Below are 21,661 nucleotides of genomic sequence, written 5' to 3'. Positions count from 1 at the left end.
GCGGGGCACCGCAGGGTGCCGCCCTGGGCACGGTCAGGTGCCCAGAAAAAGATGGGGTGACACACCCCCGGCGTAGGTTGGGGTGATGCCCGTCTCCGGACCCGTCGCGCTCGGTCGCGCGGTGGTGGTCGGGGTGGGCGACCGGGTGCCCGAGCCCTGGGCGACCGCCGCCGAGGTGGTGATCGACGAGCCGGTCCTCGCCGAGCGGCCCGTGGGGCGGGCGCCTGACGTGGTCGACCGGCTGCATCGCGCGTGGGCCGCGCGGGAGCCGGTAGTGATCCGGCTGGCGGTCGACCCCGGCCGCTTCCGGCCCCCGGTCAGCGAGGCGCTCGAGCCCTGGACGCTCGACGTGTCCGACGAGCCGTGGGCTGACCGCCTGCACTTTCTCGTGTGGGCCAACAGCTACGACGCCCGCGGGGGCGAGGTCATCTGGTGGTGGGGGCGCAAGGCTGCCCGCCTCGGCGGGATCGAGACGCCGGACGGTCCGGCCGACCTCAGGTTGCCCGACGGGCGCGCCGCGTGGGTCGACGGCGGGCCACTCCGGCCCTGGACCCCCGCCGAGCTCGGTGGCGACGGCGATGGCGACGGGGTCGACACCACGGTCGTCGTGCCGTCGGAGGCGGTCGACCGCGGTGTCCTCGCGGTCCAACCCACGCCGGTCGCCCCCGAGGCGGACCTCGCACCCGATCAGCTGGCGGCCGTCGCGCACGGCAGTGGCCCGGCTCGTGTCATCGCACCGGCCGGTTCGGGCAAGACGCGCGTCCTCACCGAGCGCCTCCGGCACCTCCTGCGCGATCGCGGGTACGCGCCCGCCGGCGTCGTGGCCGTCGCGTACAACAAGGCCGCGCAGCTCGAGCTCGAGGCCCGCACGGCCGACGTGCGGCCGCACGTCCGCACCCTCAACTCGCTCGGACTGTGGGTGCTCACCCGCCACCGCGGCGGGGTCCCGCCGTTGCTGGACGAGCGCGACGTGCGCCGGCTGGTCGACGACCTCGCCCCGGTGCGGCGCCAGCGACGGTCGAACACCGACCCCATCGGCCCGTACGTCGAGTCGCTCGCGGCGATCCGCCTCGGCTTGCGTGACCCCGTCGAGGTCGAAGCCGAGCGCGACGACGTTCCGGGCCTGGCCGAGCTGTTCCCGGCCTATCGCCGGGCGCTCGCCGACCGGGGCGCGGTCGACTTCGACGACCAGGTCTACGCCGCCATCGAGACGTTGCTGGCTGACGGGCCCTTCCGGCGCGAGCTGCAATCGACGTGTCGCCACCTCCTGGTCGACGAGTTCCAGGACCTCACGCCCGCGCACCTGTTGCTCGTACGGCTGCTCGCGCTGCCGGAGCTCGACGTGTTCGGTGTGGGCGACGACGACCAGGTGATCTACGGGCACGCCTCGGCGGACCCTGCGTTCCTGATCGACTACGCGGCGCGCTTTCCCGCCGCAGCCGACCATCCGCTCACGGTCAACTACCGGTGCCCGGTCGAGGTGGTCGAAGGCGCCCGCACGCTGCTGGGCTACAACCACCGCCGCGTGCCCAAGGAGATCCACACCGGCCCGTCGGCCGATCCCACGCCGGGTGCGCTCTCGGTCGTTCGCCACCCAGCCGATGGGGGCGCGGGCGCCGCGGTGGAGGTGGTGCAGAGCTGGCTGGCCGAGCCGGGGGTGGCCCCCGCCCATGTGGCGGTCCTCGCGCGGGTCAACTCGCTGTTGCTCGCGCCGCACGTCGCGCTCCACCAGGCCGGCGTTCCCGTGCAGTCGGTGCTGGGCCCGGAAGTGCTCGAGCGGACCGGCCTGCGGGCTGCGATGGCCTACTTGCGGATTGCCGCGTCGCCCGAGTCCATCGACCCTGCCGACATCGTCGAGATCCTCCGGCGGCCCACCCGTGGTCTGCCCCAGTGGTTTCCCGACCGGCTCCACCGCCGGTCGGCGTGGCACCTGCACGAGCTGCGCGGCATCGGCCCGACCCTGTCCGACAAGGAGCGCCCCAAGCTCGACCGGCTGGTCGACGACCTCGAGATCGTCTGCGACGCCGGCCGTGAGGGAACCACCCGCCACGTCCTGGTGGCCGTGCGTGACGGGGTCGGGCTCGGCTCGGCGATGACGCTGCTCGACCGGACCGGCGGTGGCCAGGGCACCAGCCACCTCGACGACCTCGAAGGCCTCCTGCAAGTGGCCGACCTCCACCCGGACGTCGCGGGCTTCGAGGACTGGTTGCGCGCCACCTTCCGGCGCGAGGCCGACACCGAAGGCGTGACGCTGTCGACCATCCACCGGGTGAAGGGGAGGGAATGGCCGAGGGTGGCAGTCTTCGGCGTGTCCGACGGCGTGGTGCCGCACCGCTTGGCGGGCGACGTCGAAGAGGAGCGCCGGGTCCTGCACGTCGCCATCACCCGGGCCGAGCATCGGGCCACGCTGCTGGTCGACCAGACCCGCCCGTCGCCGTTCCTCGACGAGCTGGCGGGAAGGGCGCCCCGTCGCCCGGCCCAGGCGCGGATCGCCCGCGCCGGCGTGGTGCTCGACGCGGCGGACGCCGAGGTGGAAGGTCGCCTGAAGGCCTGGCGCAGCGCCCGGGCCAAGGCCGACGGCGTGCCGGCCTACGTCGTGTTGAACGACAAGCACCTGCGCGGCATCGCCGCCGCCCGCCCGACCACCCCGGCCGAGCTGATTGCGTGCGACGGGATCGGTCCGACCAAGCTCGAGAACTACGGCGACGAGATCCTGGCCATCGTCGACGCCCTCAATACCGAGCTGTGAGCAGTTGGCCACCCACCAGGTGGTCAACTGCTCACAGCGGGCGGGTGGGAACCGGCGCAAGGTGGGGTGGGGGTGGTTGGTATCGTGCGGGCGTCCGCTCCGCCGGCCGCCGGGCCGGACGCTCGGGGAGCGGTGGCGAAAGGATCCGCCCAATGGCCCGCTTCGGTGCGGTGCTCACTGCCATGGTCACGCCGTTCGCGGACGATGGCGCACTCGATCTCGGCGCTGCTGCCGACCTCGCCCGATGGCTGGTCGCGCACGGCAACGACGGCCTGGTCTTGGCCGGCACCACGGGGGAGAGCCCGGTGCTCACCGACGACGAGCGGATCGCGCTGTTCGAGTCGGTCCGTGCCGCGGTCGACGTCCCGATCGTGGCCGGCACCACCACCAACGACACGGCGCACTCCGTGGGCCTCACCCGTCAGGCCACCGAGCTCGGCGTCGACGCGATCTTGGCCGTCACGCCGTACTACAACCGCCCGAGCCAAGCCGGCCTGGAGGCACACTTCCGCGCGGTCGCGGCGGCCACCGACCTGCCGGTGATGTTGTACGACATCCCGATCCGGGCGGGGCGCAAGATCGCCTTCGACACGTTGGTGCGCCTGGCCGACGAGGTGCCCAACGTCGTGGCCCTGAAGGACGCGGCGGGCAACCCCGCCGAGACGGCCGCGCTGATCGCCGCGACGCCCGACGACTTCGACGTCTACAGCGGCGACGACTCGTTCACGCTCCCGCTGCTCGCGGTCGGGGCGGTGGGGGCGGTCGGTGTGGCCACCCACTGGATCGGCCGTGAGACCGGCGAGCTGATCGCGGCGTTCGCCGCCGGCGACGTCACCCAGGCCCGCAAGATCAACGCCCGGTTGCTGTCCTCGTACGCGTATGAGACCAGCGACGACGCCCCGAACCCGGTCCCCACCAAGGCGTTGCTGCGGGCCATCGGCTTGCCCGTCGGTCCGTGCCGGCTGCCGATGGGGCCCGATCCAGACGGACTCGACCAGCGGGCGCAGGCGTTGATCGCCGACCTGCACCTCACCCGCTGATGGCCGACGACGTCACCATCACGTTCCTCGGCGGGCTCGGGGAGATCGGCCGCAACTGCGCTGCCATCGAGTCCGACGGCCAGATCCTGCTGCTCGACTGCGGACTGATGTTCCCCGATGCCGACATGCTCGGCATCGACCTCGTCCTGCCCGACTTCACGTGGTTGCTCGAGAACGGCGACCGGGTGATCGGCTGCATCGCCACGCACGGCCACGAGGACCATGTCGGCGGTCTCACGTTCCTGTTGCGGGAGCTGAAGTTCCCGATCTACGGCTCCGCGCTCACCCTCGGCCTGGCCCGCCACCGGGTCGAGGAGGCCGGCCTCGCCGACCGCGCCGAGTGGATCGCCGTCGCCGACCACGAGCGCCGCGAGATCGGCCCGTTCACGTGTGAGTTCCTGCCAGTGGCGCACTCGGTGCCGCACGGGTTCGCCACCGCGATCCACACGCCGCAGGGAACGATCCTGCATACCGGCGACTTCAAGATCGACCTCACGCCGGTCGACGGCCGCACCACCGATCTCGGCGCCATGGGCGCGATCGCCCACGACGAAGGGATCCGGCTGCTGCTCGCCGACTCCACCAATGCGGAGGAGGCGGGCCACTCCCGATCGGAGCGGTCGATCGGGCGAGTCCTGCACGAGCTGTTCCGGGCGGCCGAAGGACGGCGCATCGTCACGGCCTGCTTCGCCAGCCACATCCACCGCATCCAGCAGATCGCCGACGCGGCCGTCGAGTCGGGACGGGTCGTGGCCACCCTCGGTCTGTCCATGAAGAAGAACGTGCGCCTGGCCCGCGAGATGGGCCTGCTGCGCATCCCCGACGCCAAACTGCGCGACATCGAGGAGGTCCGCGACCTCCCGCCGGGGCAGATCTGCGTGATCTCCACCGGGTCGCAGGGCGAGGCGATGTCCGCCTTGTCGCTGATGGCGAACGGCGAGAACCGCTGGATCGACCTCGGTCCCGACGACACCGTCATCTTGAGCTCGCACCCGATCCCCGGCAACGAGATGAACGTGTCGAAGGTGATCGACGGTCTGGTGCGCCTCGGCGTGCAAGTCGTGCACTCGGGCATCTCCGACGTACACGCGACGGGGCACGCCAAGTCCGAGGAGCTCAAGACATTGCTGTCGGTGTGCCGGCCCGACTGGTTCACGCCGGTGCACGGCGAGTACCGCCACCTCGTGGCCAACGCACGGCTCGGCCAGGAGATGGGGGTCGCCGCCGACCGCATCTTGGTGTGCGAGGACGGCGACCAGCTCGTGCTGCGCGATGAGGGCATCCGTCGCGACAAGGCGGCGGTGCCAGCGGGCTACCTCTACGTCGACGGCATCGTCGGCGATGTGGGCCACGGTGTCTTGCGGGACCGCAAAGTCCTGGCAGCCGAAGGCGTGGTGGTCGTGATCGTGGGGGTCGACGTGCGGAGCGGGTCGGTGTTGACCGGTCCCGAGATCATCACCCGCGGCTGGGTCCACGCACCCGAAGCCGAGGACCTGCTCGAAGAGGGTCGGTCCGTGGTGGCCGACGCGGTCAAAGCGGCGTTCGCCAACGACACGAACGACGTCGAAGGGCTCCAGCAAGTCGTGCGGCGCGCCGCCGGTCGGTTCGTCAACGAGCGCACCAAGCGCCGCCCCATGATCGTCCCTGTGGTCATGGAGGCCTGAGCACTCCGACCGCGACCGCGACCCAAAGGTCCGAACCGGGTGGGGATGTGGTCGCCGGGGCAGCCGGATCTCCCCCGACTCCGGGTTCCCGTGGCGGGGGGGCGGAGGGGACCGGTACCGGTGGGATCGGGGGGGCAGTCACCGGTAACGTCGGGCGCGGCCGGCGGGTGTCGCCGGGAAGGACCGGGAGCCCTGGGGGGACGTGATGGACATCCGCTGCCTTGGCGACATCGTGCGCGTGCACGGCGCCGAACGGCCCGATGCAACTGCGCTGGTGCTCGACGACGTCCGCGTGTCGTGGCGCGAGCTCGACCGGCGCACGAGCCAGGTCGCGGCAGCGCTGGGCGAGCTGGGCGTCGGACCGCAGGACCGGGTGGCGCTGATCGACAAGAACAGCATCGAGAGCTACGAGGTGGTGTTCGGCCTCGCCAAGTGCAACGCGGTGGCCGTCAACGTCAACTGGCGCCTGGCTCCACCGGAGATGGCCCAGATCATCGACGACGCGCAAGCAGAGGTCGTGATCGTGGGCGCCGAGTTCTTCGGCCACGTCGAGGCGATCCAGGCCGACCTTGCGACGGTCAAGACGATCATCGCGATCGGCGACCACGCGGGTTGGATCGACTACGGCACGTGGGTCGACGCGGCGCCGGCGCAAGACCCCGGTCTGGTGGCCGCCGCCGCCGACATCGCGTACCAGCTGTACACGTCGGGCACCACAGGTCTGCCCAAGGGCGTGATGCTCAGCACCGCCAACGTGTTCGCGCTGCTCGATCCGATCGGCGAGCGGTGGGCGTTCGAGCCCGGGGTGTCCGTCAACTTGGCGATCATGCCGTTGTTCCACATCGGTGGGCTCGGTTGGGCCGGCGTCGGCCTGTACTTCGGGTGCACGACCGTGATCTTGCGCGAGGTCGATCCGGCGCGGGTGCTCGAAGTGATCGAACAGCACCGGGTCACCCACGGATTCCTCGTGCCGGCCGTGATCCAGTTCCTGTTGCAGATGCCGAACGTGGCGACGACCGACTTCTCGTCGCTCGAGCTCATCGTCTACGGCGCGTCGCCGATCAGCGACACCACGCTGCAGTCGGCGCTCGAGACCTTCCAGTGCGACTTCGCGCAGGTCTACGGCGCCACCGAGACCTCGGGCGCGATCACGCAGCTCGATCCGGCCGACCACGATCCCGTCAACCGCCCGGACCTCCTGCGGTCGTGCGGCAAGCCGTATCCCTGGGTCGAGTTCCGCGTGGTCGACTCCTCCACGGGATCCGACGCCGCGGTCGGCGAGGTGGGCGAGTTCTGGACCCGATCGCCGCAGAACATGGTCGGCTACTGGAACAACCCCGAGGCCACCGCCGCGGCCATCACGCCCGACGGCTGGTTCAAGACGGGCGACGCGGGCTATGTCGACGCCGAGGGCTTCTTGTACATCCACGATCGGGTCAAGGACATGATCGTGACCGGCGGTGAGAACGTGTACCCGGCCGAAGTCGAGAACGTCCTGGCGAAGCACCCGGCCGTGGCCGATGTCGCCGTGATCGGCGTGCCCGACGAGCGCTGGGGTGAGGCCGTGAAAGCCGTGGTCGTCAAAGTGGCCGACGGCGACGTGAGCGCCGACGACCTGATCGCCTTCTCCCGCGACCGCGTGGCCGGTTTCAAGGTTCCCAAGTCGGTCGACTTCGTCGGCGAGCTGCCCCGCAACCCCAGCGGGAAGCTGATGAAGCGCGAGATCCGCGAGCCGTACTGGTCGGGCCAGGCCCGCCGCATCGGCTGATGAACGGTGCGGGCCGGGTCGGGTCGGGTCGGGTCGGGTCGGGTCGGGCCGGGTCGGGTCGGGCCGGGCCGGGTCCGGCCGCGCGAAGCTCGACGTGATGGACGAACCCGACGCCGGCGACCCGGCCTGCTGGTTGGGGCGGCTGTGCCCGAAGTGCGACGCGGTGCTCGACGACCCGCCACCGGCGACGTGTCCCCGTTGCGGCTCGTCGCTCGATGGTGAGCCGGCAGGGGGGTAGCACCGCGGGGTGGCGCAGGCCGCCCGCCCGCGACCGGGGGCCGGACCCCGGGCCCGGGGCCCCGCCGGAGGGTCGCTACTCGGTGGCGATGGCTTGGAGCACGTCGAGCTTTGCCGCGCGGCGGCCTGGCCAGATCGACGCGATGATCCCGACCACCACGCCGATGATGGCGACGTTGATCAGCTGCTGGAACGGGATGCGGATCGACGTCAGGCCTTGATCGCTCGGGATCGCCTCGAGCACGGCGATCGACGCGCCGAGGCCCAACGCCAGGCCGAGCACGGTGCCGGCCGCGGCGATGAGCACCGCTTCCCATCGGATCGTCGAGCGCACCTGCGCCCGGGACATCCCCACCGCACGGAGCACACCGAGTTCACGGGTCCGTTCGAGGATCGACAGACCCAGCGTGTTGGCGATGCCGACCAGCGCGATCAGCACGGCGAGCGCCAGCAAGGCGTACACCATGTTCAACATGCCGTTGAGCTGGCTCCCGATGCCGTCGGCGAACTCCTTGGCGGTCTGCACCTCGGCGACCGGATAGCCGGCGATCACCTTCTTGATGGCGGCGTGCGCCCGGTCGGCCCCGACCCCTGGCGCGTCCTTCACCAGGATCTGGTCGACCCCGCTCTGGCGGTTGGCTCCGACGGCGGCCCGCTGATCGATGATCGCCGAAGGGATCGCGCCGCTGTCGGCCACGATCGCCCGCACCGTGAAGGTGTGCCGCGAGCCGTCGATGTACGTGGCGTGCACCTTGGAGCCGATCTGCAGGTGGCGCTGGTCGGCTTTGGACTGCGTGACCGCCATGCCGTCCACACCGAGGTGGCGCAGGCTGCCCTGCTTGATGTCGAGGTGGAAGATCTCGGCGAATGCGGCGGGATCGGTGGCCATGGCGCGGCTGGCCACGTCGGAGGTGAACTGTGCCTCGGCCATCGCCACGACGTGCTGGAGCTGGGGCAGCGCGTCGAGCTTGGTCACCAGTTGGTCGGGCAACACGAGGGCCTTGCTGCTCACGACGAAGTCGCCCCGGAAGTTGTTGGTGATGGTGTCGTTGAGCGACGCCTTCACCGACGACGCGAACACCGTGATGAACGCCACCAGCGCGACGCCGATCATCAGCGCCGACGCGGTCGACGCGGTGCGCCGGGGGTTGCGGACCGTGTTCTCCTTCGCCAGTTGCCCCGAGATGCCGCGGAGCCAGGCGATCGGGGTGCCGATCACGGTACCCAGCACGTTGGACAGGATTGGGCCGAGGACCACGAACGAGAGCAGCGTGACGCCGGCGCCGAGCCCCACCCGCAGCGGGTTGCTGCCGCTGACGCCGGAACCGACCAGCAGCGCGGCGATCCCGATGAGCACGATCCCGACGGCCAGCCGCATCTTCGAGTGCCCCGTGTCGTCGACCTCGACCGCGCGCATCGCCTCGATCGGCGCGACCCGCGCGGCCTTGCGGGCCGGGAACAGGGCAGAGAGCAACGTGATCACCGTGCCGATCAGCACGCTGACCACCACGGTGCGCGTCGCGACGACGAGCGGTGCCGGCGGGAACTCCACGCCGAAGCTCGCGAGCAGCGACCGCAGGCCGGCCGCGGCCAAGATCCCGAGACCGAGACCGGCCGCGGAGGCGATGACACCCACCGCCAGCGCTTCCACCAGCACCGAGGCCATCACTTGTCGCGAGGTGGCACCCAGTGCACGCATCAAGGCGAGCTCGCGGGTTCGCTGTCCCACGATGATCGAGAACGTGTTGACGATGATGAACGCGCCCACGATCAAGGCCACGATCCCGAACACGAGCAGGAACGTGCTGAAGAAGCCGAGGAAGCTCTTGACCGAATCCTGGTCTTCCTTGGTGATCTTGGCGCCGGTCACCGCTTCGAGGTTGCCGGGCAACGTGTGCTGGATCCGGCTGGCGAGCGTCGTTTGGGAGATGCCGGGGTCGGCAGCCACCAGCACCGAGTCGACCTTGCCCGGTTGGCCGAGCACTCGCGCGGCTTGGGGCGGGTTGAACAGCGCCACCGATGCGCCGCCGGGGCTGTTGGCGGAACCGAACCGGGCGATGCCCACGACCGTTGCCTTGACTTGCCCGACCTGGGTTAGGATCCCGATCGGGTCACCGACCTTGAAGGGGCCCTTGTCGGCTGATCGCTTGTCGATCACGACCTGGCCGTCGGCGTGCGGCGGGCCGCCCGCCACGAATCGGAAGGGGTTGAGGGTGGGATCGGGGTCCCACGCGAGGCCGAGCACCGGCGCGCCGTTGCGCGGGTTGCCGATCGGGTCACCCTGCTGGTCGAGGAGCTGCGCGTAGCCCTGGATGTGGCCTTGCGCGCTGCGCACCCCGGGCACGCTGGCCACGGCCTTCACGAACGAGTCGCTGATCTGGGCGCGCGTCTTTTGGCCGCCGAAGCCGTCGTCGCCGACCGTGCGGGCAGATCGGACCACGACGTCGGTGGTCTTGTCGACGCTCGCGAACAGGTCGTCGAACGACCGGCTGACGGTGTCGGTGAGGACGTACGTGCCGGCGACGAACGCGACCCCGAGCACCACGGCCACGGCCGTGGCGACGAGTCGCAGCTTGCGGTGGGCCAGGTCCTTCAGCGCGGTGCGGAACACAGCGGATCAGTCCCCGAGTCGTTTCATACGATCGAGCACTCGGTCGGCCGAGGGGTCGGCCATCTCGTCGACGAGCCGGCCATCTGCGAGGAACAGCGCGCGGTCGGCCCGGCCGGCGGCGAGTGGATCGTGGGTGACCATCACGATGGTCTGGCCGTACTGGTCGACGGCGCGGCGCAGGAAGTCGAGGACTTCGGCTCCCGAACGGGAGTCGAGGTTGCCGGTGGGCTCGTCGGCGAAGATGATCGCCGGTCGGGCCAGCAGGGCGCGGGCGACCGCCACGCGCTGCTGTTGGCCGCCGGACAGTTCGCTCGGCCGGTGCTTGAGGCGGTCGGCGAGCCCGATGGTGGCGATCACCTCGTCGTACCAGTCCTTGTCGGGCTTCTCGCCGGCGAGGGTCAGCGGCAGCGTCATGTTCTCGGCGGCGGTCAGCGTCGAGACCAGGTTGAACGACTGGAAGACGAAGCCGACCTTGTCGCGTCGCAGTCGCGTGAGCTGCTTGTCGTTGAGCGTCGACAGGTCGATGTTGCCGATGAACACCTTGCCGCTCGTCAGCGTCTCGAGACCGGCAAGGCAGTGCATCAGGGTGGACTTGCCGGACCCCGACGGCCCCATCACCGCGGTGAACTGGCCAGCGGCCAGGTCGACGCTCACGCCATCGAGCGCGCGCACTGCCGTGGGGCCCGAGCCGTACTGCTTGACCGCGTCGACGGCACGGGCCGCGAGCGGTGGTTGGGTGGTGGGCGGCCCGGCGGGTTCGGTGAGAGGAGCTGACGTCACAGGGGATCCGTCCATTCGGGTCGGGGGCTGCGGTCGAGGTGGTCCCAGAACCGGTTCACCTGGTTACACGACCAATGCACATCGTCGCGGGACCCGCCGGCCGCCACCATCGGGAATTTCCCCCAGCTCGCCCCGAGACTTCTCGGGGTCGACCCCGGGTCGCAGGATCGACCCCACGAGTCTGGGCGACGCGGCGGGGAGTTGGCCATCGCGTTCCCGGGGCGACTCGGTGTGATTTGTGTCGCACCCCGCCCGGTTCCGGGTGTTTCGGCGGGTCGCCGAGGCCACCCGCGCCGCCCCGGCGCATCCACGGCACGGTCACACCTCACTGGTACCGTGGCCGCACTGTGACCGCGACCAAACGGAGCCGGTCCCGTTCCGCTCCGCGCCGAGGCAAGAACGCCCGCCGCGGCTCGCCGGCTCGCAAGCAGCGCCGCGAGCCGTCGTACCGTCGCGGGCTGCGCTTGTTGGTGCACGCCACCGAAGGCCACCGCGCCGACCTACTCGGCCTGGTGTGCCTGGGCGTCGGGTTGCTCGCCGGGTTCGGCATCTACGCACACCAGGCCGGCCCGATCGGCCGGGGTCTCAACACGGCGTTCGGTGCCCTGGTGGGGGTGGTGCGCATCCTCGTGCCGCCCGCGCTGCTCGTCATCGGCGTGCTGCTCATCCGGGGTCGGCGGGGCGGCGACGAGGAAGCGAAACGAGCCCCGGCCTCGAGCTCCGACGAGGTGACCCGGCCGCTCCCGAGCCCGCACGCCGGACTGCGCCGGGGGCTCGGTGCGGCGCTCGGTGCCGTGGCCCTCATGGGTTTGCTCCACCTCGGCCGCGGTGCACCCCACTTCGACGCGCCGCTCCACGAGCTCTCCCACGCCGCGGGCCTCATCGGCGCGGTCATCGGCAACCCGCTGCGCGCCGTGGCCGCCACGTGGGGCGCGGTGCTCGTGCTGGTGCTCATCGGTGTGCTCGCGGTCGTGCTGATCACCGGTGTCAGCTTGCGGACGGCCACGGAGGCGGCCGCGGGCGGCATGCGACCGGCAGGCTCCGCGGCCCGCAGGCGACTCGGGTCGTTGTTCCGAGTCGGGCCAGCCAGAACCGAGCGCCCCGGCGAGGCTGACGCGCCAGCGAGCGACGGGCCGGGCGCGCTCGACCCGGCAGGCGACCTCGACACCGTTGCCGACCAGCCCGCCGAGGCGGTGCCTGCGGGGGCCGAGACGCCGTTCGACCAGGACAGCGCGACCATCGCCAAGAAGGGCCGGCGCGGGGCTAAGGCCCCCGACGGCCCCACGGAGCAGCTCGAGATCCCGCTGGGTCCGGGCGCGCGCCCGTCGTCGTGGAAGCTGCCGCCGGCCAAGCTCCTCCAGCGCACCGGCACGTTGCAGGTCGACCGCAAGAGCCTCGAGGAGACCGGCCGCACGCTGGAGAACGCGCTGGCCGAGCACGGTGTGGAGACCCGCCTGGTCGGCATGACGGTCGGCCCCACCGTGACCCGTTTCGAGCTGGAGTTGGGCCCCGGCGTGAAAGTCGCCCGGGTCACCAGTCTCAACCGCGACATCGCGTACGCGATGGCCACCCCCGATGTCCGGATCCTCGCCCCCATCCCCGGGCGCCAGGCCATCGGGGTCGAGGTCCCCAATGCCCGCAAGCAGCTGGTCACCGTCGGCGACATCCTCGCGTCCGACGAAGCGGCAAAGGCGAAGCACCCCCTCGAAGTCGCCGTCGGCCGCGACATCGCCGGCAAGCCGGTGCTCGCGAACTTGGCGTCGATGCCCCACGTGCTCATCGCCGGTGCCACCGGCGCGGGCAAGTCGTCATGCATCAACTCGATCATGACCTCGCTGCTGATGCGGACGACCCCCGACCAGGTCCGCATGATCCTGGTCGACCCGAAGCGGGTCGAGCTCGGCCAGTACAACGGGCTGCCGCACTTGCTCACCGAAGTCGTCACCAATCCCAAGAAGGCTGCCAACGCACTGGCCTGGGCCGTGCGCGAGATGGAGCGGCGCTACGACCTGCTGGCCGAGGTCGGCGTCCGTGACATCGCCGGGTACAACGCGGCGTACGACCGTGGCGATCTCACCGAGCCGGGCCCCGACGGCAGCCCACCACCCGACTTCGGCACCGGTCGCACGTACGAGCGTCTGCCGTTCATCGTGGTGGTGGTCGACGAGCTGAACGACCTGATGATGGTCGCCGCCCGCGACGTCGAAGCGTCGATCACCCGCATCGCGCAGATGGCGCGGGCCGTCGGTGTGCACCTCGTGATCGCCACCCAACGCCCTTCGGTCAACGTGATCACCGGCGTGATCAAGGCCAACATCCCGGCTCGCTGGGCCTTCGCGGTGTCGTCGTTGCAGGACTCCCGGGTCATCCTCGACCAGCCCGGCGCAGAGCGCTTGCTCGGCAAGGGCGACATGTTGTTGTTGGGTCCGGCGTCGTCGGTGCCGCGGCGCATCCAAGGGTCGTGGGTCACCGAAGACGAAGTCCGCGCGGCGGTCGCGCACTGGAAGCGCCAAGCGCCCGATGTCGCGTACGACGACGAGGTCCAAGGCACGGACGAGGGCCCGCCGAGCGGTGGCGGGCTCGGCGGCGGCAGCGACGATGATGACGACGAGCTGCTCGCCCAGGCGATGGAGCTGGTGGTCCGCTCGCAACTCGGCTCCACGTCGATGCTGCAGCGCAAGCTCCGGGTCGGGTTCGCCCGGGCCGGCCGCTTGATGGACCTGCTCGAGCAGCGCGGTGTCGTCGGCCCGTCAGAAGGCTCGAAGGCCCGGGCGGTGTTGATGCGCCCCGAGGAGCTCGACGGCGGCACAGGCGGCGACCTCGGCGACGGCGCCGGCGCGCCCGACGTCGACGACCCCGCGTTCTGAGTCACCGGCGGGCTGCCGGCTGCGCGCTGGTGCAAATCCCGACCGGATCGGTAGGGTTTTGGCATGCGCCAACTCTCGTCTCGCCTGTTCTCGTTTCCCGACCCGGTCAACGAGGTCGCGGCGCGCACGGTGGCCGGCGGCGTGGTGCTGTTGACGGTGGCCACCCTGATCACCCGGTCGCCGTGGTTGCTGGCGGTGTTGGCAGCGGGCTTCGTCGCCCGTGTGCTCACCGGCCCCACCCTCAGCCCGCTCGGCCAAGTGGCCACCCGCGTGGTCGCGCCCGGACTCGACCGGTCGGGCCTCGCACGCCCCAAGCTCGTCCCCGGCCCGCCGAAGCGGTTTGCGCAGGGGATCGGCGCCACGTTGTCGGTCGGCGCGGTCATCGCGTACTTCGCTGGTGTGCCGATCGTGGCGTGGGTGTTGGTCGCCCTGATCACCGCCGCCGCCGCGCTCGAGTCGGTGTTCGCGTTCTGCCTCGGCTGCGCGATCTTCGCCAAGTTGATGGCGGCTGGGATCGTCCCCGAATCGGTGTGCGAGGCGTGCAACAACTTGCAGCTCCGCCAGCCCACACCTGCCGGCTGAACCGCCACCGACCGGCGCTTGTCAGGTGCAACCTGACATTGTAAGGTTCACCCTGACACATCGGCTGCTGCAGGGCGGCCGGACTGATCAGGGGGATCACCATGCCATCGGCATCCACGACCACGTCGTCCACTGCCACCACGAGCCGCTCGACCGAGCGCGATCGAGTCTTCCGGTGCTCGTTCTGCACCAAGTCGAGCGCGGAGGTGGCCAAGCTCGTGGCCGGGCCCGGCGTGTACATCTGTGACGTCTGCATCGGCCTGTGCCATGACGTGCTGGCCGCACACGCGGGTTCGTCGGGCGGCAGCGCGCCGGCCGAATGGGTGCCGCCGTGGGCATCGCTCTCTGACGACGAGTTGTTGGCCGCGCTGCCCGGCCTGGCAGCGTCGGTCGACCGGGTCGAGACCAGCCTGGTGGCGTGGGTCGGCCAGCTGCGCGAACGCGGCGTGTCGTGGGCGCGGATCGGGTCCGCCCTCGGCATGACCCGCCAGTCGGCCTGGGAGCGCTTCGCTCCGCAGCTCTGAGGTCGTCGACCGGCCGCGGGCGCACCGGGCCGCGGTGACGCGGCCGTGCTACACGCAGAGGAGGCGGCCGAGGCGGCGGATGGCGATCTGGAGGCACAGCACGCCCATGATCGCGAGGTACACGGCATGGCCGAGCGTCGACCAGCCGAGCGCGCCGAACGTCAGGTCACGCAACAGCACCACGCCGTGGTACAGCGGCGTGAGCCGGACGATCCACTGCACCGCGGGCGGGTACGTGGCCAGCGGCGAGAACGTGGCCGAGAACAAGAACATCGGCACGATGGCCATCTGGACGAGGTCGAAGTCCTGCCACGTGGTCATGTACGACGTTGCTGCCATGCCCGCGGCGGCGAACGCGAAGCCGATCAGCACCGCGGCGGGCACGGCGACGAGCGCCCACCACGACGTCGGCAACCCCATCACCGCCATCACCGCGAGAAACACCACTGCGTACGCCCCGCCGCGCAGCAACGCCCAACCGATCTCGCCCACTGCGACGTCGGCGACGTTCAAGGGGGTGGCCAGCACGGCGTCGTACGTCTTGGCGTACTTGAGCTTGAAGAAGATGTTGAACGTCGATTCGTACACGGCACCGTTCATCGCGGCGGCGCCCATCAGGCCCGGCGCGACGAACTGCGTGTAGGTGAGCTCGTGGCCACCGCCTCCCAGGTGTCCGACCAGCGCGCCGATGCCCACGCCGATGGAGCCGAGGAAGAACAGCGGCTCGAACAATCCGCCCACGATCACGACCCACGTGCGTTTGAACACCAGCAGGTTGCGCTCGATCAGCAGTGCGGCGCGGCGCCGGCCGAGCAGGAACGGCGGCACGATGCGGGCCACCATCGAAGCCGACCCGGGCGGCGGTGCCTGCTGCTGGTCGACGGCGGTCATTCGGCCAACCGCTTGCGGAACGTGCGCAACGCCATGGCGAACCCGGCGGCGAACCAGGCCAGCAAGTAGGCGACGTGCAACGCGGTCATGCCGAGGTGTGCGGTGCCGAGCGCGAGTGTGCGACAGAGGTCGACGCCATGCCACAGCGGCGTGATCCAGGCGAGTGGCCGGAGCGCGGCGGGCAACTGGTCGACCGGGAAGAACGTGCCGGAGAACAAGAACATCGGCATGACGCCGAAGCGGAACAGGGCCGAGAAGTTCGAGTCGTTCTCCTGCGCCGCGCTGAACGCCGCGATCGGCGACGTGAAGGCGAGACCGGTCAGCACCGACGCGGGGAGCGCGGCGAGCAACCACGGTGAGTGGGCCGCGCCGAACGCCGCCATCACGGCCACGAACACCGCGCTGTTCATGGTGAGGCGGGCCGCCACCCAGAGCTGCTCGCCCGTGACCACCGCCCGGACACCGATCGGGCTCGCCAGCATGCCGTCATAGATGTGGAGCCACTTGATGGCGGCGAACACGGGATACGTGCACTCGTTCGCCGCGGTCTGCATCATCGTGGCGGCCAGCAGCCCCGGCGCCAGGTAGGCGAGATAGCCCACCCCATGGGGGAGTGATGCCGACGCGCCGGTGGCGTGGCCCTTGTCGACCAGGTCGCCCAACCCGTAGCCGAGCGCCAGCAGGTACAGGATCGGGTTGCCGAAGCTGCTGAACAGCGACGCCCGCCACGTGCGCTTGTAGGCGACGAGGTAGTAACCGAACACGCCTCGCCAGGGGCGGGCGGGAGCGGCGAGCGGTCGCAGCTCGCCGGAGGGTGCGGCGTCTCCGGCCGGGACGGGGGCAGCGACGGCAGCCATGTGGGCTTCAGTCGACCAGCGTCCGGCCGGTCAGCCGGAGGAACACGTCTTCGAGCGACGACCGGCGCACCACCGCGCCGAGCGGCTGCAACCCGCGCCGTTCGACTTCTGCGAGGGTGGCGTCGCCGTCGTCGGCGGACAGGAGCACGCGGTCGGGCAGCACCTCGATGCGGGCGGCCACCCCCTCGAGCTTGTCGGCCGCGGCTTCGTTGGTGTCGATGGCGAAGCGCAGCTCGACGACTTCGCGCTCACACCACTGCTCGATCAGCCCTCGCGGCGACCCTTCGGCCACGATCTTGGCCTGGTCCATCACCACCAGCCGGTCACAGAGCTGTTCGGCCTCGTCCATGTAGTGGGTGGTGAGCACGAGCGTGACGCCCTGCTGCTTGAGCCGGTAGAGCCGGTCCCACACGAGATGCCGGGCCTGCGGGTCGAGGCCGGTGGTCGGTTCGTCGAGCAACACGATCTCGGGATCGTTGATCAGCGCGCGGGCGATCGTGAGTCGGCGCTTCATGCCTCCCGACAGCGGGTCGACCTTGGAGTCGCGCCGCTCGGTGAGCTGCACGAAGTCGAGCAACTCGTCGGTGCGCTCGCGGATGCGCGCTTTCGCCAGCCCGAAGTAGCGGCCGTAGATGTAGAGGTTGTCCTCGACCGTGAGCTCCATGTCGAGGGTGTCCTCTTGGGGCACGACGCCGAGCCGGGCCCGGATGGCGGCGCCGTCGGAGGCTGGATCGAGGCCGAGGATCCGCAACGTGCCCTCGGTGACCGGCGAGACCGTGCCGAGCATTCGCATGGTCGACGACTTGCCGGCGCCGTTCGGGCCGAGGAACCCGAACGCTTCGCCGGGCCGGACGCCGAAGTCGATCGCGTCGACCGCGACGAACGACCCGAACCTCTTGGTGAGCCCGCGGGCTTCGATCAACAGAGGTGCCCCCGGCACGGCACTCGACCCCGACACGGCGCACGACACTAACGACCGCGTCACGGGTTCCGGTCACCCATTTCGTCGCTTGGTGACCCGGGTCCCGGCTGGGGTGGGGCGGACAGGCATGGGAGGATGAGCACCACCATGTCGTCGAGTCCGTCGTCGAGCCGGTCACCGCGCACCTCACCCCGACGCCGGGACGGGGGGTCGCACACCGGGTCCTTCCACGTCACCACGCTGGGTTGCCCGAAGAACCAGGTCGACTCCGACAAGCTCACCGGCACCTTGCAGGCCGACGGGCTCACCGCGGCGGCGTCGGTGGAGGACGCCGACCTGGTGGTGGTCAACACCTGCGCGTTCATCGACGCGGCGCGCGAAGAGTCGGTCGAGGCGATCCTCGCCGCGGCCGGCGCCCGGCGCGACGGCGCCCGCCTGGTGGTCACTGGCTGCCTCGCCGAACGCTACGGCGACGAGTTGGCCGCAGAGCTGCCCGAAGTCGACCTCGTGGCCGGTTTCGGGCAGTCCGTCAACCTGCTGGCGCCGAACGCCGGCGCGGTGGACCCGGCGCCCGAGGGCGTCGCCGTCACGATCGGGGCCCGGCCCGCCGCCCGGTCGGCCGCCGTCCCCGACTTTGACCTGTTGAACCTGCCGCGGCCGGCATCGGAAGTTCCGTGGGCGTACGTGAAGGTGGCCGAGGGGTGCGACCGGGCATGCGGGTTCTGTGCCATCCCGAGCTTCCGTGGCCCGCAACGCTCACGCTCGATCGACACGATCCTCGCCGAGGTCGACCAGCTCGCCGCCCAAGAGATCGTGCTCGTGGCCCAGGACCTGGCGTCGTTCGGGCGCGACCAGGGCCGCGGCGAACGCTCGATCGTGCCGTTGGTGCAGGCGGTGGCGGCCCGGGTCCCCCGCACACGGCTGCTCTACCTGTATCCGTCGGATCTGACCGACGCGCTGGTCGACGCGGTGCTGGCCACCGGCGTGCCGTACTTCGACTTGTCGCTCCAGCACGTGTCGCGCCCGCTGGTGCGGCGAATGCGCCGCTGGGGCGACGGCGAGCGCTTCCTCGACCGCATCGCCGACATCCGCGCCCAGGCGCCGGACGCCGCATTCCGTTCGAACTTCATCGTCGGCTACCCGGGTGAGACGGAGGCCGACCACGACGCGCTGCTGCAGTTCGTGGCGGAGGCGCAAGTCGACTGGTGTGGCTTCTTCCGGTACTCAGCGGAGGAGGGGACGTACGCGTACGACCTCGACGGTCAGGTCCCCCCGGCGCTGGTCGAGGAGCGGATGGCCGAGCTGACCGAACTGCAGGACGAGATCACCGCACGAAAACGTGACGAAATGCTCGGTGCACGGGTCGAAGTGCTCGTGGACTCACCCGGCGTGGGTAGGACACACCGGGAAGCACCGGAGATCGATGGCGTGGTCCGAGTGCCACCGTCGCTCCGGCCCGGTAGCTTTCATACGTTGCGGGTGGTCGGGGCGGCGGGTCCCGACCTCGCCGCGGACCTCGAACGGGAGCCGGGGGACCCATGACCGACGTGACCACGACGAGCCGAACCTGGCGGTACGGCGCCTCTGCGTTGCTCACGTGGGCCAACTGCATCACGCTCGCCCGGATCGCGGGCGTGCCGCTGTTGATCCTGGCCATGGTCCAGAACCGGGTCGCGTGGTCCACGTTCCTGCTGGCGTTCATCCTCGCCGGGTCCGACGGGCTCGACGGGATCATCGCCCGGCGTCACGGCGCCACCCGGTCCGGTGCGTTCCTCGATCCGCTGGCCGACAAGTTCCTGGTGTTGGGCGCACTGTTCACCCTCGTCCACCAGGACGTCTTTTCGTGGGTGCCGGTGGCGATCATCTGCGCCCGCGAGCTCGGCATCAGCGCGTACCGGTCGTACTGGGGCCGCCGGGGGTTGGCTGTTCCCGCCCGCCGTTCAGCCAAGGCCAAGACCTTCGTGCAGGAGCTTGCCGTCGGGTTGGTGCTGGCGCCGCTCACGGCCGGGCATCCCGGCATCGGCATCACCGTCCTGTGGGTCGCCGTGGCCATGACGGTGGTGTCGGGCCTCCAGTACGTCCTCGACGGGCGGGCGGCCGCCACCTCGATGGCCGAGACCCGCACCGCGTAGCCACATGCGCTGCGAGGTCGTGGCGGTCGGCACCGAGCTGCTCCTCGGGCAGATCGTCGACACCAACTCATCCTGGCTCGGTGAGCAGCTGGCGCTGGCCGGCATCGATTGCCTGCAGCAGACCAAGGTCGGTGACAACCTCGACCGCATCGTCGCCGTGCTCACCGCCGCGCTCGATCGCAGCGACGCGGTCATCGTGTGCGGCGGCCTCGGGCCGACCCAGGACGACATCACCCGCGACGCGATCGCCCAGGTGATGGGCGTCGATCTGCATCGCGACCCGGCGCTGGTCGACGTGATCGGCGCCATGTTCTCGTCGCGCAACCGGCCGATGCCCGAGAACAACCTGCGCCAAGCCGACGTGCCCGACGGCGCCACGATCATCCCGCAGGCCCGCGGCACCGCGCCCGGCCTGATCTGCCCGGTGGGCGACGGGGGCGACGACAGCCCGAAGGTCATCTACGCGGTGCCGGGCGTGCCGTACGAGCTGTACGAGATGATCGAGCGGGCGGTCCTGCCCGACCTCAAACGTCGCGCCGGGGTGACCGCCACGATCGTGAGCCGCACGCTGCGCACCTGGGGTGACAGCGAGTCGGGGTTGGCCGAGCGGCTGGCGGGCCGCGTCGAGGAGCTCGATTCGATCGGTACGCCCACCCTCGCGTTCCTCGCGAGTGGCATGGAGGGCATCAAAGTCCGGATCACGGCGAAGGCGGAGACCGAAGCGGCGGCCCGCTCGATCGTCGAGCCAGAGGAGGCGACGCTCCGGCAGCTGCTCGGCGACCTCGTGTTCGGCGTCGACGACGAGACCATGGAGTACGCCGTGCTCCGCCTGCTCCGCGATCGCGGAGCCACGCTCGCGTTGGCCGAGTCGCTCACTGGTGGCCTGATCGGCGCCCGGATCACCAACGTGGCGGGCGCCAGCCGGTCGTTCGTGGGTGGCGTGGTGTCGTACGCCAGCGAGGTGAAGCACGACTTGCTCGACGTCCCCGCCGGGCCCGTCGTGTCCGCTTCCGCCGTCGAGGCCATGGCGACGGGGGCGCGCCGGGTGGTGGGTGCCGACATCGGCCTGGCCGTGACCGGTGTGGCCGGGCCCGACGAGCAAGACGGCGAACGTCCCGGCACGGTCTTCGTGGGGCTGGCGATGGCCGACGACGACGTCGTGTCCCGCCGCCTGACCCTGCCCGGCGATCGCGACCGCGTCCGCCAGTTCACGGTGATCACCGCGCTCGACTTGCTCCGCCATCGCTTGCTGGCCGACGCCCGCGGCGAGGCCCCCACCGCCCCCAAGGTCTTCGGCGCCTGACCTCCCACCCTCGGGGATCTTCAGCGGGGGGTGCGGCGGGTGAGCCCGGGGTGGAGGTGGGTGGTGTCGTTGTACGTGCGCAGCAGCCACCGCTGATCGGCGTCGACCACGAGGTGCGACACGGCTGCGTTGTCCGTGAGGAACGAGAACGGGCGGCCGCCGGTGGCGATCGCGGCGATCTGGCTGATGACCCCGCCGTGGCTGAACACGGCCACGCACTGATCGGCGTGGGCGGCCGCGATCCGGTTGACGGCAGCCCGCACCCGCGCTTCGAGATCGACGGCCTGCTCGGCGCCGGGGATCGGGTCCCACGAGCCGGCCTCGAACGCGGCGAGGGCGGCGGGGTGCCCGTGGGCGACGTGCTTGCGGAACTCGCCGCCCTCCCACTCGCCGAGATGCACCTCCCGCAGATCGGCCTCCACCACCGGGATCAACCCGAGTCGTTCCGCGAGCGGCGCGGCGGTCTGCGCCGTGCGCTGGAGCGTGGTGACGTAGATCGCGGCGAGGTCCTCGTGGGCCAACCGCTCGCCCACCCGCTCGGCCTGTTCCTCGCCGACGGGGTGCAACGGCGGGTCGCCCTGCCCACCGACCAGCGGGAACGGTTCGCCGTGGCGGTACGGCGCGGACTCGCCGTGGCGCACCAGCAGCAGCTGCGCGGCCCCGGGCGGCGGCTCGAATGCAGGCTGGCGGAACTCGGCCTCGGTCTCCTCAGGTGTGTCGCTCACCCCATGATC

17 protein-coding genes are annotated in these 21,661 nt (G+C 70.9%); 11 read left to right on the top strand and 6 right to left on the bottom strand.

What is annotated here, in order from left to right; all coding sequences use genetic code 11:
- Positions 1-85 precede the first annotated feature (85 nt).
- From VHA73_04450 to VHA73_04430, 5 genes are all read left to right on the top strand, one after another.
- Complete coding sequence (locus VHA73_04450) at positions 86-2,749, top strand: ATP-dependent DNA helicase UvrD2 (GenBank protein ID HVX17262.1); 2,664 nt, start codon at positions 86-88, stop codon at positions 2,747-2,749.
- A 152-nt stretch (positions 2,750-2,901) separates the two neighbouring features.
- Positions 2,902-3,789 (top strand): 4-hydroxy-tetrahydrodipicolinate synthase, encoded by an 888-nt coding sequence (gene dapA, locus VHA73_04445; GenBank protein HVX17261.1) that lies wholly within the window; start codon positions 2,902-2,904, stop codon positions 3,787-3,789.
- On the top strand, positions 3,789-5,453 hold the full coding sequence (locus VHA73_04440) for a ribonuclease J (GenBank protein ID HVX17260.1): 1,665 nt from the start codon (positions 3,789-3,791) through the stop codon (positions 5,451-5,453). The genes dapA and VHA73_04440 overlap by 1 nt, the downstream gene beginning before the upstream one ends.
- A 205-nt stretch (positions 5,454-5,658) precedes the next feature.
- Positions 5,659-7,221 (top strand): long-chain-fatty-acid--CoA ligase, encoded by a 1,563-nt coding sequence (locus VHA73_04435; GenBank protein ID HVX17259.1) that lies wholly within the window; start codon positions 5,659-5,661, stop codon positions 7,219-7,221.
- Between the two features lie 97 nt (positions 7,222-7,318).
- Positions 7,319-7,459, top strand: coding sequence for a hypothetical protein (locus tag VHA73_04430; GenBank protein HVX17258.1), 141 nt, complete (start codon positions 7,319-7,321; stop codon positions 7,457-7,459).
- Positions 7,460-7,534: 75 nt separating this feature from the next.
- Here the strand turns inward: VHA73_04430 and VHA73_04425 are convergent, their stop codons facing one another.
- Together VHA73_04425 and VHA73_04420 are read right to left on the bottom strand one after the other, a co-directional pair.
- Positions 7,535-10,069: an FtsX-like permease family protein gene (locus VHA73_04425; GenBank protein HVX17257.1), complete on the bottom strand. Its 2,535-nt coding sequence runs from the start codon at positions 10,067-10,069 to the stop codon at positions 7,535-7,537.
- Between the two features lie 6 nt (positions 10,070-10,075).
- Positions 10,076-10,849 carry an ABC transporter ATP-binding protein gene (locus VHA73_04420; GenBank protein HVX17256.1) on the bottom strand — a complete coding sequence of 258 codons (774 nt, stop codon included), beginning with the start codon at positions 10,847-10,849 and terminating at the stop codon, positions 10,076-10,078.
- 347 nt (positions 10,850-11,196) lie between these two features.
- Between VHA73_04420 and VHA73_04415 the strand changes: the two genes are divergently transcribed.
- The 3 genes from VHA73_04415 to VHA73_04405 all read left to right on the top strand — a co-directional run bounded on the left by VHA73_04415 (position 11,197) and on the right by VHA73_04405 (position 14,822).
- Entirely contained in the window at positions 11,197-13,716 is a 2,520-nt protein-coding gene (locus VHA73_04415) for a DNA translocase FtsK (protein ID HVX17255.1), read from the top strand.
- A 63-nt stretch (positions 13,717-13,779) separates the two neighbouring features.
- On the top strand, positions 13,780-14,298 hold the full coding sequence (locus VHA73_04410) for a DUF4395 domain-containing protein (GenBank protein ID HVX17254.1): 519 nt from the start codon (positions 13,780-13,782) through the stop codon (positions 14,296-14,298).
- Between the two features lie 101 nt (positions 14,299-14,399).
- On the top strand, positions 14,400-14,822 hold the full coding sequence (locus tag VHA73_04405; protein HVX17253.1) for a ClpX C4-type zinc finger protein: 423 nt from the start codon (positions 14,400-14,402) through the stop codon (positions 14,820-14,822).
- 48 nt (positions 14,823-14,870) lie between these two features.
- Here the strand turns inward: VHA73_04405 and VHA73_04400 are convergent, their stop codons facing one another.
- The 3 genes from VHA73_04400 to VHA73_04390 are packed head-to-tail and all read right to left on the bottom strand — an operon-like array spanning position 14,871 to position 17,510.
- Positions 14,871-15,713 carry an ABC transporter permease gene (locus tag VHA73_04400; GenBank protein ID HVX17252.1) on the bottom strand — a complete coding sequence of 281 codons (843 nt, stop codon included), beginning with the start codon at positions 15,711-15,713 and terminating at the stop codon, positions 14,871-14,873.
- The gene (locus VHA73_04395) at positions 15,710-16,570 is read right to left on the bottom strand and encodes an ABC transporter permease (GenBank protein HVX17251.1); all 861 of its coding nucleotides are present in this window, start codon (positions 16,568-16,570) and stop codon (positions 15,710-15,712) included. The genes VHA73_04400 and VHA73_04395 overlap by 4 nt, the downstream gene beginning before the upstream one ends.
- Before the next feature lie 7 nt (positions 16,571-16,577).
- A complete protein-coding gene (locus tag VHA73_04390) occupies positions 16,578-17,510 on the bottom strand; it encodes an ABC transporter ATP-binding protein (protein ID HVX17250.1) in 933 nt (310 codons plus the stop codon).
- Positions 17,511-17,627: 117 nt separating this feature from the next.
- Here VHA73_04390 and rimO point away from each other — a divergent pair, with 117 nt between their 5' ends.
- Genes rimO through VHA73_04375 form a run of 3 tightly spaced genes read left to right on the top strand, consistent with a single transcriptional unit; the run spans position 17,628 to position 20,927 of the window.
- Entirely contained in the window at positions 17,628-19,034 is a 1,407-nt protein-coding gene (gene rimO, locus VHA73_04385) for a 30S ribosomal protein S12 methylthiotransferase RimO (GenBank protein ID HVX17249.1), read from the top strand.
- Entirely contained in the window at positions 19,031-19,624 is a 594-nt protein-coding gene (locus VHA73_04380) for a CDP-alcohol phosphatidyltransferase family protein (protein ID HVX17248.1), read from the top strand. The genes rimO and VHA73_04380 overlap by 4 nt, the downstream gene beginning before the upstream one ends.
- 4 nt (positions 19,625-19,628) lie before the next feature.
- Complete coding sequence (locus VHA73_04375; GenBank protein HVX17247.1) at positions 19,629-20,927, top strand: competence/damage-inducible protein A; 1,299 nt, start codon at positions 19,629-19,631, stop codon at positions 20,925-20,927.
- Between the two features lie 20 nt (positions 20,928-20,947).
- On the opposite strand, the gene VHA73_04370 is transcribed toward VHA73_04375, so the two are convergent.
- Complete coding sequence (locus tag VHA73_04370; protein ID HVX17246.1) at positions 20,948-21,652, bottom strand: histidine phosphatase family protein; 705 nt, start codon at positions 21,650-21,652, stop codon at positions 20,948-20,950.
- Positions 21,653-21,661 lie beyond the last annotated feature (9 nt).

Source organism: Acidimicrobiales bacterium (genome assembly GCA_035547835.1).
Taxonomy (GTDB): domain Bacteria; phylum Actinomycetota; class Acidimicrobiia; order Acidimicrobiales; family Iamiaceae; genus DASZTW01.
This window is presented reverse-complemented; position numbering and strand designations above follow the sequence as displayed.

Bases quoted from the DNA above. Each gene is read 5' to 3' on its own strand.
- VHA73_04450 (HVX17262.1), top strand. From the start codon at position 86: ATGCCCGTCTCCGGACCCGTCGCGCTCGGTCGCGCGGTGGTGGTCGGG.
- dapA (HVX17261.1), top strand. From the start codon at position 2,902: ATGGCCCGCTTCGGTGCGGTGCTCACTGCCATGGTCACGCCGTTCGCG.
- VHA73_04440 (HVX17260.1), top strand. From the start codon at position 3,789: ATGGCCGACGACGTCACCATCACGTTCCTCGGCGGGCTCGGGGAGATC.
- VHA73_04435 (HVX17259.1), top strand. From the start codon at position 5,659: ATGGACATCCGCTGCCTTGGCGACATCGTGCGCGTGCACGGCGCCGAA.
- VHA73_04430 (HVX17258.1), top strand. From the start codon at position 7,319: ATGGACGAACCCGACGCCGGCGACCCGGCCTGCTGGTTGGGGCGGCTG.
- VHA73_04410 (HVX17254.1), top strand. From the start codon at position 13,780: ATGCGCCAACTCTCGTCTCGCCTGTTCTCGTTTCCCGACCCGGTCAAC.
- VHA73_04405 (HVX17253.1), top strand. From the start codon at position 14,400: ATGCCATCGGCATCCACGACCACGTCGTCCACTGCCACCACGAGCCGC.
- VHA73_04400 (HVX17252.1), bottom strand. From the start codon at position 15,713: ATGACCGCCGTCGACCAGCAGCAGGCACCGCCGCCCGGGTCGGCTTCG.
- VHA73_04395 (HVX17251.1), bottom strand. From the start codon at position 16,570: ATGGCTGCCGTCGCTGCCCCCGTCCCGGCCGGAGACGCCGCACCCTCC.
- rimO (HVX17249.1), top strand. From the start codon at position 17,628: ATGAGCACCACCATGTCGTCGAGTCCGTCGTCGAGCCGGTCACCGCGC.
- VHA73_04380 (HVX17248.1), top strand. From the start codon at position 19,031: ATGACCGACGTGACCACGACGAGCCGAACCTGGCGGTACGGCGCCTCT.
- VHA73_04375 (HVX17247.1), top strand. From the start codon at position 19,629: ATGCGCTGCGAGGTCGTGGCGGTCGGCACCGAGCTGCTCCTCGGGCAG.